12 protein-coding genes are annotated in these 13,417 nt (G+C 72.6%); 2 read left to right on the top strand and 10 right to left on the bottom strand.

What is annotated here, in order from left to right:
- Positions 1-94: 94 nt before the first annotated feature.
- The 3 genes from RBJ77_RS00515 to RBJ77_RS00505 form a co-directional block, all read right to left on the bottom strand.
- Positions 95-1,120: a 6-phosphofructokinase gene (locus RBJ77_RS00515; protein WP_372343112.1), complete on the bottom strand. Its 1,026-nt coding sequence runs from the start codon at positions 1,118-1,120 to the stop codon at positions 95-97.
- A 157-nt stretch (positions 1,121-1,277) separates the two neighbouring features.
- Positions 1,278-2,009 carry a type 1 glutamine amidotransferase gene (locus RBJ77_RS00510; protein ID WP_255970991.1) on the bottom strand — a complete coding sequence of 244 codons (732 nt, stop codon included), beginning with the start codon at positions 2,007-2,009 and terminating at the stop codon, positions 1,278-1,280.
- A 36-nt stretch (positions 2,010-2,045) separates the two neighbouring features.
- Positions 2,046-3,284: a MurT ligase domain-containing protein gene (locus RBJ77_RS00505; RefSeq protein ID WP_372343111.1), complete on the bottom strand. Its 1,239-nt coding sequence runs from the start codon at positions 3,282-3,284 to the stop codon at positions 2,046-2,048.
- Positions 3,285-3,426: 142 nt separating this feature from the next.
- On the opposite strand from RBJ77_RS00505, the gene def reads away from it, so the two are divergent.
- On the top strand, positions 3,427-3,966 hold the full coding sequence (gene def, locus RBJ77_RS00500) for a peptide deformylase (protein WP_255970995.1): 540 nt from the start codon (positions 3,427-3,429) through the stop codon (positions 3,964-3,966).
- 19 nt (positions 3,967-3,985) lie between these two features.
- Here the strand turns inward: def and RBJ77_RS00495 are convergent, their stop codons facing one another.
- On the bottom strand, positions 3,986-4,639 hold the full coding sequence (locus RBJ77_RS00495) for a TetR family transcriptional regulator (RefSeq protein ID WP_372343110.1): 654 nt from the start codon (positions 4,637-4,639) through the stop codon (positions 3,986-3,988).
- A 163-nt stretch (positions 4,640-4,802) separates the two neighbouring features.
- Between RBJ77_RS00495 and RBJ77_RS00490 the strand changes: the two genes are divergently transcribed.
- On the top strand, positions 4,803-6,029 hold the full coding sequence (locus RBJ77_RS00490; protein WP_372343109.1) for an acyl-CoA dehydrogenase family protein: 1,227 nt from the start codon (positions 4,803-4,805) through the stop codon (positions 6,027-6,029).
- Between the two features lie 9 nt (positions 6,030-6,038).
- Here the strand turns inward: RBJ77_RS00490 and RBJ77_RS00485 are convergent, their stop codons facing one another.
- The 6 genes from RBJ77_RS00485 to RBJ77_RS00460 form a co-directional block, all read right to left on the bottom strand.
- Entirely contained in the window at positions 6,039-6,791 is a 753-nt protein-coding gene (locus tag RBJ77_RS00485; protein WP_372343108.1) for an SDR family NAD(P)-dependent oxidoreductase, read from the bottom strand.
- A gap of 46 nt (positions 6,792-6,837) precedes the next feature.
- Positions 6,838-7,374 (bottom strand): cupin domain-containing protein, encoded by a 537-nt coding sequence (locus RBJ77_RS00480; protein ID WP_372343107.1) that lies wholly within the window; start codon positions 7,372-7,374, stop codon positions 6,838-6,840.
- Complete coding sequence (locus RBJ77_RS00475) at positions 7,371-8,591, bottom strand: cytochrome P450 (RefSeq protein WP_372343106.1); 1,221 nt, start codon at positions 8,589-8,591, stop codon at positions 7,371-7,373. Before RBJ77_RS00475 ends, RBJ77_RS00480 begins: the two co-directional genes overlap by 4 nt.
- The gene (locus tag RBJ77_RS00470) at positions 8,588-9,670 is read right to left on the bottom strand and encodes a type III polyketide synthase (RefSeq protein WP_372343105.1); all 1,083 of its coding nucleotides are present in this window, start codon (positions 9,668-9,670) and stop codon (positions 8,588-8,590) included. Before RBJ77_RS00470 ends, RBJ77_RS00475 begins: the two co-directional genes overlap by 4 nt.
- Positions 9,671-9,808: 138 nt before the next feature.
- Positions 9,809-11,107, bottom strand: a complete 1,299-nt coding sequence (locus RBJ77_RS00465) for an SWF or SNF family helicase (RefSeq protein ID WP_372343104.1) — start codon at positions 11,105-11,107, stop codon at positions 9,809-9,811.
- On the bottom strand, positions 11,104-13,417 hold a 2,314-nt coding region (locus tag RBJ77_RS00460; protein ID WP_372343103.1), incomplete at its 5' end, for a DEAD/DEAH box helicase. The genes RBJ77_RS00460 and RBJ77_RS00465, both read right to left, overlap by 4 nt.

Below are 13,417 nucleotides of genomic sequence, written 5' to 3'. Positions count from 1 at the left end.
GGGGCAGCTCTCTACAAAGAGAAACTAAAAAGTGGTGGGGCTCCACCGCGTGAAGAGGGTCGGACCCGTCACGGGGTCGGACGCGTGACAGGGATCAGAGCACGCACTCCGCTTCGGCGTACCGCTCCTCGGGCACCGTCTTCAGGGTCTCGACCGCCTCGGCGAGCGACACCATCACGATGTCGGTGCCGCGCAGCGCCGTCATCCGGCCGAACTCGCCGCGGTGCACGGCCTCCACGGCGTGCCAGCCGAACCGCGTCGCGAGCACCCGGTCGTACGCCGTCGGCGTCCCGCCGCGCTGCACGTGACCCAGGATCACCGGCCTGGCCTCCTTGCCGAGCCGCTGCTCCAGCTCGACCGAGAGCTGCCGCGCGATCCCGGCGAACCGCTCGTGGCCGTAGACGTCCTTGCCGCCCTCGTCGAACTCCATCGACCCGGCGCGGGGCTTGGCGCCCTCGGCGGCAACGACGATCGCGAACTTCTTGCCCGCCGCGAACCGCTCGCCGACCTTCGCGGCCAGCTCGTCGATGGCGAAGGGACGCTCGGGGACGACGATGGCGTGCGCACCCGCGGCCATGCCCGAGTGCAGCGCGATCCAGCCGGTGTGCCGGCCCATGACCTCGACGATCAGCACGCGCTGGTGGGACTCGGCGGTGGTCTTCAGCCGGTCGAGGGCCTCGGTCGCCACGCCCACGGCGGTGTCGAAGCCGAACGTCACGTCCGTGACGGCGATGTCGTTGTCGATCGTCTTCGGGACGCCGACGATCGGCAGCCCGTTGTCGGACAGCAGACGGGCCGCCTTGAGCGTGCCCTCACCGCCGATCGGGATGATCGCGTCGAGACCGAGATCGGCGACGTGCCCCCTGGCCCGCTCGACACCGTCCCGCAGATGTGCGGGCTGCACGCGCGAGGAGCCGAGGATGGTGCCGCCGCGGGCGAGGATGCCGCCCACCGCGTCCAGGTCCAGCTTGCGGTAGTCGCACTCGAGCAGGCCCTTCCACCCGTCGTGGAAGCCGATGACCTCGTCGCCGTGGTCGACGACAGCACGGTGCACGACTGAACGGATCACGGCATTGAGACCGGGACAGTCGCCGCCGGAGGTGAGGACACCAATACGCATAAGCCCGGAATACCTTTGCAAACGTGGGCCGATGACCGGACCACGTCGTCCGGCTGGATCCCCCGTACCCTATCGGCGCACAGGGGCCCTCCCGTAAGGGCCGTCCGCCAGCTGGACACTCCCGCTCATATGGGCGCGGGAGCGCCCCGAAGGGGACCTACGCGGGCTGCGCCGTAGCAGCAGCAATCCGCTCGTTGCGCAGCGCCTCGTACCACCGGTCGTCCACCGGAGGCATCGCGTTCACGTCGAGCGCCAGCTTCAGCAGCAGGTCGGCGATCAGCGGGTTGCGCGCCAGCACGGGCCCGTGCATGTACGTGCCGAACACCGTGTCGTTGAAGGCGCCTTCGGTGCCGTCCCCCGTCCCGTTGCCCTTGCCGAGGCGGGTGCGGGCGAACGGGCGGGCCGACGGGCCGAGGTGCGTGACGCCCTGGTGGTTCTCGAACCCGGTCAGCGGCGGCAGCCCCAACTGCGGGTCGATGTCGGCCAGTACGTCACCGACGCACCGCTCGCCCTCGCCGCGGGTGGAGACCACGTCGAGCAGTCCGAGGCCGGGCTCGCGCTCGCCGAGGTCGTTGATGAACTCGTGGCCGAGGATCTGGTACCCGGCGCACACGGAGAACACGATCGCGCCGTTGCCGACGGCACGCTGCAGGCCGCCGTCCCGGCGCAGCCGCTCCGCCGCGAGCCGCTGGGGCCGGTCCTCGCCGCCGCCGATCAGGTAGATGTCGCCGGACGTGGGCACCGGCTGGTCGCTGCGCACGTCGTAGCGCTCGACCTGGAGGCGGCGCTGGCGGGCGCGGCGCTCCACCACCAGGGCGTTGCCCTGGTCGCCGTAGGTGCTCAGCAGGTCGGGGTAGACCCACACCAGACGCAGGCTGCTGTCACTCATGCTCATGATCCTTAGCTCGTTCTCGTCTGGATCGGGTCAGTTGCCCACGCGGCGGCGGACGTCCTGGAAGGCGGTGTAGTTGGCGATCAGCTCGATCCGCCCGGGCGGGGAGATCTGCACCGCCTCGTCGATCGACTCGCAGACGCGGAACTCCAGGCCCGCGACCTCGAGACGGACCGCGAGGTCGAGCTTGCGGTCGCCGATCACGCAGATCGGGTGCCCGGCGAGCCGCGTGTAGTCGACGTCCCACAGCCAGGAGGTGTCGGTGCCGTCGGCACCCCGCGCGTTCACCGAAAGGATCACCGGCGTCGGCGGCGGGTCGATCAGAGTGAACGTTTCGAGCCAGCCCGCCGGGTTCTTCGCGAGCAGCAGCCGCACGTCCCGGTTCAGGAACTGCACGACGTCGTAGCGGCCGGCCACCGCCTGCACCTGGTACATGCGCTCCAGGGCGACCTGCGGCGGCACGCCGAAGCAGGCGGCGACGGCGGCGGAGGTCGCCGCGTTCGCCTTGTTGGCGCGGCCCGGGAGCTGGAGGTGGATCGGCCAGGCGGAGCCGTGCGGGTCGAGCACGTAGTCGCCCTGCAGCGCCCAGCTCGCGGTCGGGCGGCGGAAGCCGCACTCGCCGCAGAACCAGTCGTCGCCGGGGCGCTGCATCACGCCGCCGCACGCCGGGCAGGACCAGGCGTCGTCCTTCCACTCCTGCCCGGCGGCGACCCACACCACGTTCGGCGAGGAGGAGGCCGCCCACACGACCAGCGGGTCGTCCGCGTTCGCGATCACGATCGCCTTCGAGCCGGCCAGGCCCTCGCGCCACTTCTCCGCGAGCATGCGGGTCTCGGCGGCGCGGTCGAGCTGGTCGCGCGAGAGGTTGAGCAGCGCGATCGCCTTGGGGGACGTGTCACGGGCGACACCCGCGAGGTACTTCTCGTCGACCTCGATGACACCGAACCGGGAGTCCGAGCCGCCCGCGAGGGCGGAGGTGATTCCGGCGGGCATGTTCGCGCCCAGCGCGTTCGACACGACCGGGCCGCTGGCGCGCAGGGCCTCGGCGATCAGCCGGGTGGTCGTCGTCTTGCCGTTCGTCGCCGAGACGAGCACGACGTCCAGGTGCTGGGCGAGCCGTCCGAGCAGCTCGGGGTCGAGCTTGAGCGCGACCTTGCCGCCGATCACCGACCCGCTGCCGCGGCCCGCCGCCCGCGACACCGCGGCCGCGGCCTTGCCGGCCGTGACGGCCAGCTTGGCCCGCGGAGTCATCGACTCCGAGTTGCCTGACATCTTCTTGGGTCCTCCTTGCGTACGGCGCCGCGCCTGCCCCCGGCATCGCTTTCCGGCCTCAGCCTATCGAGATCCTCTGACAAGCCCGAACTGCGGCACCACCAGCGGATCGGGGCACTGTACGGACCGTACCCTTACGGCCATGCGACACGGCTCGATCCCGGGCGCCTCAGGGCGCGTACGACCCCTGACCCTGCTCGGCGAAGCCGTGCTGCACCAACCCTGTGCGCAGGTCACGGACTTCGGTCCGTCGCTCGCGCGCCTCGTGGAGGACATGTTCGCGACGATGTACGCGGCCCAGGGCGTCGGCCTCGCCGCGAACCAGGTCGGGGAGTCCCTGCGGGTCTTCGTCTACGACTGCGAGGACGACGAGGACGTCCGCCACGTGGGCCACGTCGTGAACCCGCGGCTGGTCGAGGCGGACGGCGTCGTGATCCGTGGCCCCGAGGGCTGTCTGTCGCTGCCCGGCCTGGAGGCGGGCACGCCGCGCTTCGACCACGCGCGCGTGGAGGGCCAGGACGTGCACGGCGACCCGGTGACGATCCACGGCACGGGCTGGTTCGCCCGCTGCCTCCAGCACGAGTGCGACCACCTGGAGGGCCGCACGTACACGGACCGCGTCACGGGATGGCGGCGTCGGCGGGTGCTGCGCCAGGCGGCGCGTGCGCCCTGGGGTCGGTAGGGGGCGGGGGAGGGGCCCCTCAGAAGCCGGGGCCGCCCACCTTGTCGCCCGCGGCGGCGAGACGCCCCCACAGCAGGTCGGCGAGACCCTGCACCAACTCGTGACGGGTGCACGGCCGTTCCCCGAGCCACCAGTCGCCCGCGGCGTGCATCATGCCGACGATCCCGTGGCCCCACACCCGTGCGAGCTGCTGGCTGCCGGGGCCGAGGTCGACGCGCTCCTCGATGACCTCGGCCAGTTCCTCGCCCATGCGCCGCAGCAGCGGTGCCGAGTGGCGGCCGACGTCGAACCCGGAGTCGCCGGGGGAGCCCTCCGCCGGATGCATCAGGAACCGGTAGACCTGCGGCCTGGCCTCGATCGCCGCGAGGTAGGTGTCCAGCGTGGCCTCGACCCGCTCGCGGCGCTCCGCCGGGGCGTCGAGTGCCGCGCGCAGGGAGGAGAGCAGGGCGTCCGTGTGGCGGGTGGCGAGGGCCGCGTACAGTCCGCCCTTGTCGCCGAAGTGCCGGTAGAGGATCGGCTTGGTGATCCCGGCCTCGGCCGCGATGGCGTTCATCGAGGCGCCCGGGCCGTCCCGGAGCACCACGCGGTCGGCCGCCTCGAGCAGCTCACGTCGTCGGCGCTCGGCGGCGGACTGCTGCTCCGCGCGCTGATCGGTCCGCTGTGTGGTCTCCATGAGGATCTCCCCGCCCGTGCGATGGCTTGACGCACGCGAAAGGTAACACCCGGCGGCCGTGCGGCATCGAACGCGTACTCGGAGGTTGACAGAGGCTACTGACCAGTAACAGACTCTCGTTACCGCAAGTAACATATGCAGTGTACGCAGCCCTGGAGGGGTCATGGCCGAGTTCACGATGGATCTCAACGACGAGCAGAAGGAAGTCCGTGACTGGCTTCACGGCTTCGCCGCCGATGTGATCCGCCCCGCGGCCGCCGAGTGGGACGAGCGCGAGGAGACCCCGTGGCCGGTCATCCAGGAGGCCGCCAAGCTCGGAATCTACTCCCTCGACTTCTATGCGCAGCAGTTCTTCGACCCTTCCGGTCTCGGCATCCCCATGGCCATGGAGGAGCTCTTCTGGGGTGACGCGGGCATCGCGCTGTCGATCGTCGGCACCGGTCTGGCCGCGGTCGGCGTCCTCGCCAACGGGACCGAGGAGCAGATCGGCACCTGGATCCCGCAGATGTACGGCGACGTGAACGACGTGAAGGTGGCCGCTTTCTGCTCCTCGGAGCCGGACGCGGGCTCCGACGTCGCCGCGATGCGCACGCGTGCCGTCTACGACGAGGCCAAGGACGAGTGGGTCCTGAACGGCACCAAGACCTGGGCGACGAACGGCGGCATCGCCAACGTCCACGTGGTGGTCGCCTCCGTCGACCCGGAGCTCGGCTCCAAGGGCCACGCCTCCTTCATCGTGCCGCCGAACACCCCGGGCCTGTCCCAGGGCCAGAAGTTCAAGAAGCACGGCATCCGCGCCTCGCACACCGCCGAGGTCGTCCTCGAGGACGTGCGGGTGCCCGGCTCCTGCCTCCTCGGCGGCAAGGACAAGCTCGACGAGCGCATCGCCCGCGCGCGTGAGAAGGCCGCCAAGGGCGGCGAGCGCGTGAAGAACGCCGCCATGGCGACCTTCGAGGCGTCCCGCCCGGCCGTCGGCGCGATGGCGGTGGGCACGGCCCGCGCCGCGTACGAGGAGGCCCTGGAGTACGCGAAGACGCGCGAGCAGTTCGGCCGCCCGATCATCGACAACCAGGGCGTGGCCTTCCAGCTGGCCGACATGCGCACCCAGATCGACGCCGCCCGCCTCCTGGTGTGGCGCGCCTCCTGGATGGCGACCACCGGCAAGAAGTTCGAGAACGCCGAGGGCTCCATGTCCAAGCTGTTCGCGAGCGAGACCGCCAAGAAGGTCACCGCCCAGGCGATCCAGATCCTGGGTGGCAACGGCTACACGCGGGAGTACCCCGTGGAGCGCATGCACCGCGACGCGGCGATCTACACGATCTTCGAGGGCACCAGTGAGATCCAGCGACTGGTCATCGCCCGCACCCTCTCGGGCATGCCGATCCGCTGACCCCGGACTTCAGTAGTCGACCAGGGCCCCGCACGAGACGTTCACCGTCGCGGACGTCATCGTGCGGGCCCGGTCCGAGGCCACGAAAGCGGCGACGTCGCCCACGTCGGCGAGCGTCGCCGCGCGGCCGAGCAGCGTCGGCCCCGTGAGCATCTCGGTGAGCTCCTTGCGGCCTTCGAAGTCCGCGGGAAGGCTCTCCGGGATCCCGCCCGTCTTGAGGGTCACCACCCGGATCCCCTGGGCGCCGAGCTCGCACGCCCACTGCCGGCGCAGCCCCTCCAGCGCGTCCAGGGAGACCTTGAAGCCGCCCAGGCCCGGCTGGGTCTCGGTGCCCGAGCCGCCGAACGCGAGCACCACGCCCCCACCCCCGGCGGCCATGTGCGGTACCGCCGCCCGCGTGGTGAGGAACTGCGTGCGCATCGTGTTCCGGATCGGGGCGAGGAACTCGTCGACCGTGATCTCCGTCATCGGCTTCTGGACGTCACCGACGCCGATCACGTTGAACGAGACGTCGATCCGCCCGGTCCGCTCCGCCACCGAGGCCACGAAGCCCTGCACGGCCGCCTCGTCGAGCGCGTCGACCCGGAAGGCCTCCGCGCTGCCCCCGTCCTCCCTGATCGCCGCGGCGACCCGCTCGACGGGTGCCGTGGAACGTCCGGCGAGGAACACCGAGGCGCCCTCCTTCGCGAACGCGCGGGCCACGGCCCCGCCGATGGCACCCCCGCCGCCGTAGACCAGCGCGACCTTTCCTTCGAGCAGCACAGCGCACCAACTCCTCGTCCGTCGTCGCGGTACACCTCCGTCCAACCTAGGGGCGGCCGTGCCGCAGCGGGGTCAGCTGCTCGATGTCGTAGCGGGCCCGCAGCTCCTCGATGGCCGCGTGGTCCGGCGGCCCGTCCGTCGCGAGGATGTCGAGGAGTTCGTCGAAGTAGCGCTCGTGGTCCGGCGGGGGCGAGGCCTGGAAGAACATCTTGGCCGGGGCGCCCGTCGGGTTGGCGAAGGCGTGCGGGCAGCCGGGCGGCACGACGATCACGGTCCCCGGGGTGGCCCGCACCACCTCGTTGCCCGAAAGGGACTGCCAGCGCTGCCAGTTGTCGGGCGTCCGCACCCGCGGCTCGAAGGCGAGGACGTCCAGCTCGCCTTCGAGGACGTAGAACAACTCCTCGCTCCGGGTGTGCACATGGGCGCCGACGTCGAACCCCGGCGGCACCACGACCTCGAAGCTGGACGCGATGCGCGAATGGTCGCCGGTGACCTTGAAGGTGACCTGCTGGGCCGCGGTCTGCACCGTACGGCCGTGCCCCGGCGGCACCAGCAGCCCCTCGGCCGGCGTCAGCGCGGTCATCCCGCCGCCGACCACGTCACCGGCAGACCCTCCGGCCCACGGATCAACGCGCCCTTGCGGAACGGCACCTCCTCGGCCGGAACGGCCAGCCGCAGCCCGGGGAACCGGTCGAGCAACGCGTCCACCAAAAGCTCCGACTCCAGCCGCGCCAGCATGCCGCCGACGCAGTAGTGCGGACCGAATCCGAAGGAGACGTGCGGGTTCGGCGACCGGTCGAAGTCGATGCGGTCGGGATCCGGGAACACGTCGGGGTCGCGGTTGGCCGCCAGGTAGGACACGTAGACCGGGTCGCCCTCACTGATGCGCACGCCCGCGACGTCCACGTCCTCCAGAGCGATGCGGGACAGTCCGACGGCACTGCGGTGCGGGATGTAGCGCAGCAGCTCGTCGATGGCCTGCGGGCGCAGGTCCGGCTCGGCGCGCAGCCGCTGCACGAGGTCCGGGCGGGTCAGCAGGACGTACGCCATGTTCCCGCAGTTGTTGGTGACGGCCTCGCCGCCGATCTGGACCAGGACCGCGAGACCGACCGCCTCGTCCTCCGTCAGCTCGCCCGCACCGACCGCCGTGCCCAACAAGGAGGTGACGTCCTCGCCGGTGCCGTCGTCCCGCGCGCGGATCAGGCGCGCGAAGTAGGCCGACATCTCGTTCTTGGCGCGTTCGCTGACCTCGGCGCCGTGCGCCGACGACAGGATCAGCTGCGTCCAGGTGTGCATCAGCTGCCGGTCGGCCGCGGGCACTCCCATCAGCTCGCAGATCACCGCGATGGGGAAGGGCGCGAGGAGGCGCTCCGTGAGGTCGGCCGGCGGCCCGTCGCGCAGCACACCGGTCACCAGCTCGTCGAGCATCCCTTGCGCGCGCGTGCGCAGTCGCTCGACGCCGCGCGCCGTGAACGCCGCGGTGACCGCGCGGCGCAGCCGCGTGTGGTCGGGCGGGTCCGCGAACCCGACGGCGCCCGCCTGCGGGATGAAGTGCGGGGCCAGCCGCGTGACCTGCCGGCCGACGACGGCCTCCCGGCTGAACCGCGAGTCGTTCGTGACGGTGCGCACGTCGTCGTAGCGCGTCACCAGCCACGCCCAGCCCTCCCCGTTCGGCAGCTGGATCCGGGTCACCGGGCCCTCGGCCATCAGCCGGGACAGGACCGGGTCGAAGTCGACGCCGTGGAGGTCCAGGGCGGGCCATGGGCGGACCGGCGGCCGGGTGGTGGTGTCCTCCGTCATACGGCGGCCTCCGCGAGCTCAGGGGCGTCGTCGGGGCGGTGCCAGCGGCCCAGGGACATCTCGGCCGTGATGCCGGGGCCGAAGCCGGCGAGCAGGCCCCGCGCGGTGTGCGGCGCGCCGCCCTCGTCGAAGAGCCGGCGCAGCGCGTCGAGGACGACGGCGCTCGCGATGTTCCCGTACTCCGTGAGCGTCGCCCGGCTGAACCGGAAGGCGTCCGGCGGGACTTGGAGGAACTTGCTGAGGTCGTCCAGGATGCGCGGGCCGCCCGCGTGGATGATGTAGAAGTCCAGCTCCGACGCGTTCCAGCCGTGCTGACCCGCCAGCTCCTGGAGCGCCGGCGCGAGGGGTTCCATGGTGGTCGGCACCCGCTTGTCCAGCATGAAGTGGAATCCCGTGGGGCGGACGTCGTACGCGATCCAGTCCTCGGTCTTCGGGATGAGGTACGAGCCGTTGCGCTCCAGCGCGATGCCCGTGCCGCCCCGGCCGCGCACCACGGCGGCGGCGACGCCGTCCCCGAAGAGGCCGTTCGACAGCAGAGAGCCGATGCCCAGATCGGTCGGCTGGTAGCACAGCGAGCAGAACTCGCAGGCCACGATCAGTGCGTTCGCCTCGGGGTAGGCGGTGCAGAAGTCGTGCGCCCGGTTCACCGCGGCCCCGCCCGCGGCGCAGCCCAGCTGGGCTATCGGTATCTGCCGGGTGTCGCTGGAGAAGTCCATCTCGTTGATCAGCCAGGCCGTCAGCGACGGCATCATGAAGCCCGTGCACGACACGTAGATGATCACGTCGATGTCCTGGGTGCGGAGCTCCGCGTCGTCGAGTGCGCGCCGCACCACGGCCGGCACCCGGGCCTTCGCCTCCGCCGCGTAGAGCGCGTTGCGTTCGTCGAACCCCGGGTGCTTCAGCGTCTCCTCGATCGGCTGCACGAGGTGCCGGGTGCGCACCCCCGTGTTCTCGATCAGGCGCAGCGCCAGCGGGAGTTGGGGGTGGTCGGCATGTCGGGAGCGTGCGAGAGCGAGAGTCTCCTCCATGGTGATGACATGTTCCGGAACGGAGACAGCGGGTCTGCACAAAGTCGCCATGAGCCTGCGCCTTCTGGTCGCCCCCCGGCTGAAGGTGCCTCCCTTGAGGAAGGGAGGTTCACCCACGATCACCCGCCGCGCGCCGTTCGTCCCGTCGGACTACTCCATGCCGGTCGTGCGACGGGCCCCCGCGTGCCGCTACTCCTCGCCCGTTCCCAACGCCGTGGCCAGCGCGGACGCGGGATCCGACGCCGCGGGGCCGGCCGGCGCCCAGCGGCCCCGCTCCTTGCGGTAGGGCCACCAGCGCCCGTCGCGGCCCAGGCGCAGCTGGGCGTCCGTGCCCGAGGCGGTCCAGCGGCCGCGGACGGCCCTGAGGGCGGGTCGCTCGTCCGCGTCCCAGGCCGCCTCCAGCGCCGCACGCGCGCGTGCGGCGGATTCCGCGTCCGGGGTCCACTCCTCCTCCAGGACACGGAGCGCGGCGACGCCCCCGTGCTCCCAGGCGCGAGCGGCCAGGGCGAGGCCCTCGCGGTCCCGGCCCGAGCCCTGGGCGAGCCGTGCCGCGACCCGCCGGTCCGGTGCCGCCGCGGCCAGCCGGGCGGCGTCCTGCGCGGTGGTCAACTCCGGCCGGGGCGGACGCTGTTCGTGGCCCGGAGCGAGCGCGTCCGTGAGGAGCCGGTGGGCCTCGGCGGCGGCCTGCGCCCCGAGGAACCCCAGTGCGGCCACGTCGGTCCCCGCGGGCGCCGGCGTCTCCGTGTCCAGCGACGGCGGCTCCCCGGGCTCCGCCGGCGGCCCGGGAGGGGCCGGCAGCGGAGGCAGCACGACCCCGGACGCGTACGCCTCCGCCGCGTCCACGCCCTCGGCCTCCCGGGACGGCGCGGCCGGTTCGGCCCGCGCCGCGCTGCGCACCTGCAGTTCGTCCAGCAGCGCCCGCTCGCCGCGCCCGCGCAGCAGGAGCAGCACGAACGGGTCCTGGTCCAGGAGCCGGGCCAGCTGATAGCTCAGGGCCGCCGTGTGCGCGCAGTGGTCCCAGGCGTCGCAGTCGCACGACGGTTCCAGGTCACCGATGCCCGGCAGGAGTTCCACCCCGGCCGCCGCCGCGTCCTCCACCAGGTGCGGGGGCATGTCCCGGTCCAGGAGCGCCGCGATGTGGCCCGCCCGCTCGGCGGCCATGCCGAGGAAGCGGTCCCAGTCGTCCTCGTCGAGCCGCTGCAGCAGCACGTCGGAACGGTGCTGGACGCCGCCGCGGTCCTCCACCACCGCGGTGATCCGGCCGGGCCGCACCGACACCGCGCCGACCGCCCCGGCCCGGGCCAGCCTGCGGCCCGCCTTGAGCTGCGCCAGATCGAGCGCCGTGTCCTCCAGCGCCTTCAGCCACGCCTGGCCCCACCAGGTCCGGGCGAAACCCCGGCCCTGGGCGGGCGGCAGCGCGGCGAACGTGCGCTCCTGCGCGTCGTCGCCCTCGAAGGGCGCCTCGTGCTCGTCGTACAGGTCACTCATCGGGCGCCCCCTCGCAGCTCGACCAGATCGGCCAGATCGGCATCGCTCAGTTCCGTCAGGGCCGCCTCGCCCGCCCCGAGGACGGCGTCCGCCAGCTCCCGCTTGCGCACCAGCATCTCCGCGATGCGGTCCTCGATCGTGCCCTCCGCGATCAGCCGGTGCACCTGCACGGGCCGGGTCTGCCCGATCCGGTACGCGCGGTCGGTGGCCTGCGCCTCGACCGCCGGGTTCCACCAGCGGTCGTAGTGCACGACGTGCTCCGCGCGCGTGAGGTTGAGACCGGTGCCCGCCGCCTTCAGGGAGAGCAGGAAGACCGGCACCTCGCCGTCCTGGAACCGCTGCACCATGGCCTCGCGCTCCGCGACCGGGGTACCTCCGTGCAGGAACTGCGTGGGCACGCCCCGGGCCGCCAGGTGCCGCTCCACCAGGCGGGCCATCTGCACGTACTGGGTGAAGACCAGCACGCTCGCGTCCTCGGCCAGGATGGTGTCCAGGAGCTCGTCGAGCAGCTCCAGCTTCCCCGAACGGCCGCCGATGCGCGGCTTGTCCTCCTTGAGGTACTGCGCGGGGTGGTTGCAGATCTGTTTGAGGGCCGTGAGCAGCTTGACGATGAGGCCCCGCCGCTCGAAACCGTCCGCCCCGGAGATCTCCGCCAGCGTCTCGCGCACCACGGCTTCGTAGAGGCCGGTCTGCTCCTTGGTCAGCGACACCGCCCGGTCGGTCTCGGTCTTGGGCGGCAGTTCGGGGGCGATCCCGGGGTCCGACTTGCGGCGCCGCAACAGGAAGGGCCGCACGAGCCGCGCCAGCCGGTCGGCCGCGGCCGGGTCCTTGCCGCCCTCCACGGCCTGGGCGTAGCGCGTGCGGAACGTGCCGAGCCGGCCCAGCAGGCCGGGCGTGGTCCAGTCGAGGATCGCCCACAGCTCGGACAGGTTGTTCTCCACCGGGGTGCCGGTGAGCGCCACGCGCGCGCGGGCGCCGATGGTGCGCAGTTCCTTGGCCGTCGCCGAGTACGGGTTCTTCACGTGCTGCGCCTCGTCGGTGACCACCAGACCCCAGGCGACGGCGGCCAGTTGGGCCGCGTCCAGGCGCATGGTGCCGTACGTGGTGAGGACGAACTCCCCGTCCGCCAGATCGTCCAGGGAGCGCCGTCCGCCGTGGAAGCGGCGCACGGGGGTGCCCGGGGCGAACTTCTCGATCTCGCGCTGCCAGTTGCCCATCAGGGACGTCGGGCACACCACGAGGGTGGGCCCCGCGGTCTCCGGTGCGGTCTGCCGGTGCAGGTGGAGCGAGATCAGCGTGATCGTCTTGCCCAGGCCCATGTCGTCGGCGAGGCAGGCGCCCAGTCCGAGTGACGTCATCCGGGCCAGCCAGGTCAGGCCCCGCAGCTGGTAGTCGCGCAGTTCGGCGGCGAGTGCGGCCGGCTGCCCGACCGGCTCCATGCCCTCCGGGTCCGCGAGGCGGTCCCGCAGCCCCGTCAGCCAGCCGCTGGGGCGGACCTCGACCTGGCGGCCGTCGACCTCCGTGGAGCCCGTCAGAACGGCGCTGAGCGCGTCGACCGGGGTGAGCTTGCGGTCCTGGTGGGCGCGGGCGCGCCGGGCCTCGCCGGGATCGACGAGCACCCACTGGTCGCGCAGCCGCACCACCGGCCGGTTCGACTCGGCGAGCCGATCCAGCTCCTCGCGGCTCAACTCCTGGTCACCGAGGGCGAACCACCAGTCGAACGCCAGCAGTGCGTCGGCCGACAGGAACGACGGCGCGCCCGACGAGGCCTGGTCGGGTCCCTCGCCCTCCGGTGGTCCGATCACCGCGCGGGCCGTCAGCTTGCGGGCCAGCTCCCTGGGCCAGTGCACCTCGACGCCGGCCGCGGACAGCAGCCGCGCGCCCTCTCCGAGCAGTTCGGTGACCTCCTCGTCCGCCAGCTCGATCGCGTCCGGGACGCCCGCCGAGAGCAGGGGCGTCAGCGGCGCCCACGCGCGCGCCGCCCGCCGCAGCGCGAGGAGGGCGTCCATGCGGGCGCGCGCGCCGAAGGCCCGGGCGGCGTCGCCCGGGTCGCCCGCGCCCGCCCACACCTCCGCCGCGTCCGCGACCAGGGCGGGATCGCTGACGCTGTGCATCTGCAGGACGGCGCGGAACGGCAGCCGGGTCTCGTCGTCCGTGACCTGGGCGAGGCCGGGCACCTCCACGCGCAGCGAGACGCGGACGCCGGCGTCGTGCCCCGCCGCGACGTCCCCCGCCCACGGACGCAGCTCGGGCACGCGCTGCGGGGCCCGGGCCGCGAACGCCGGGGTGCCCGTGGCGAGCGCGGCGGCG

Source organism: Streptomyces sp. KL116D (assembly GCF_030766975.1).
Classification (GTDB): Bacteria; Actinomycetota; Actinomycetes; order Streptomycetales; family Streptomycetaceae; genus Streptomyces; species Streptomyces longispororuber_A.
Note: the sequence above shows the minus strand (reverse complement) of the source record. Positions and strands in the feature narration are given on the sequence as shown.

Excerpts from the sequence above, each read along its gene's own strand:
- RBJ77_RS00510 (WP_255970991.1), bottom strand. The coding sequence starts at position 2,009 with ATGAGTGACAGCAGCCTGCGTCTGGTGTGGGTCTACCCCGACCTGCTG.
- RBJ77_RS00515 (WP_372343112.1), bottom strand. The coding sequence starts at position 1,120 with ATGCGTATTGGTGTCCTCACCTCCGGCGGCGACTGTCCCGGTCTCAAT.
- RBJ77_RS00505 (WP_372343111.1), bottom strand. The coding sequence starts at position 3,284 with ATGTCAGGCAACTCGGAGTCGATGACTCCGCGGGCCAAGCTGGCCGTC.
- def (WP_255970995.1), top strand. The coding sequence starts at position 3,427 with ATGCGACACGGCTCGATCCCGGGCGCCTCAGGGCGCGTACGACCCCTG.
- RBJ77_RS00495 (WP_372343110.1), bottom strand. The coding sequence starts at position 4,639 with ATGGAGACCACACAGCGGACCGATCAGCGCGCGGAGCAGCAGTCCGCC.
- RBJ77_RS00470 (WP_372343105.1), bottom strand. The coding sequence starts at position 9,670 with ATGGCGACTTTGTGCAGACCCGCTGTCTCCGTTCCGGAACATGTCATC.
- RBJ77_RS00465 (WP_372343104.1), bottom strand. The coding sequence starts at position 11,107 with ATGAGTGACCTGTACGACGAGCACGAGGCGCCCTTCGAGGGCGACGAC.
- RBJ77_RS00480 (WP_372343107.1), bottom strand. The coding sequence starts at position 7,374 with ATGACCGCGCTGACGCCGGCCGAGGGGCTGCTGGTGCCGCCGGGGCAC.
- RBJ77_RS00490 (WP_372343109.1), top strand. The coding sequence starts at position 4,803 with ATGGCCGAGTTCACGATGGATCTCAACGACGAGCAGAAGGAAGTCCGT.
- RBJ77_RS00475 (WP_372343106.1), bottom strand. The coding sequence starts at position 8,591 with ATGACGGAGGACACCACCACCCGGCCGCCGGTCCGCCCATGGCCCGCC.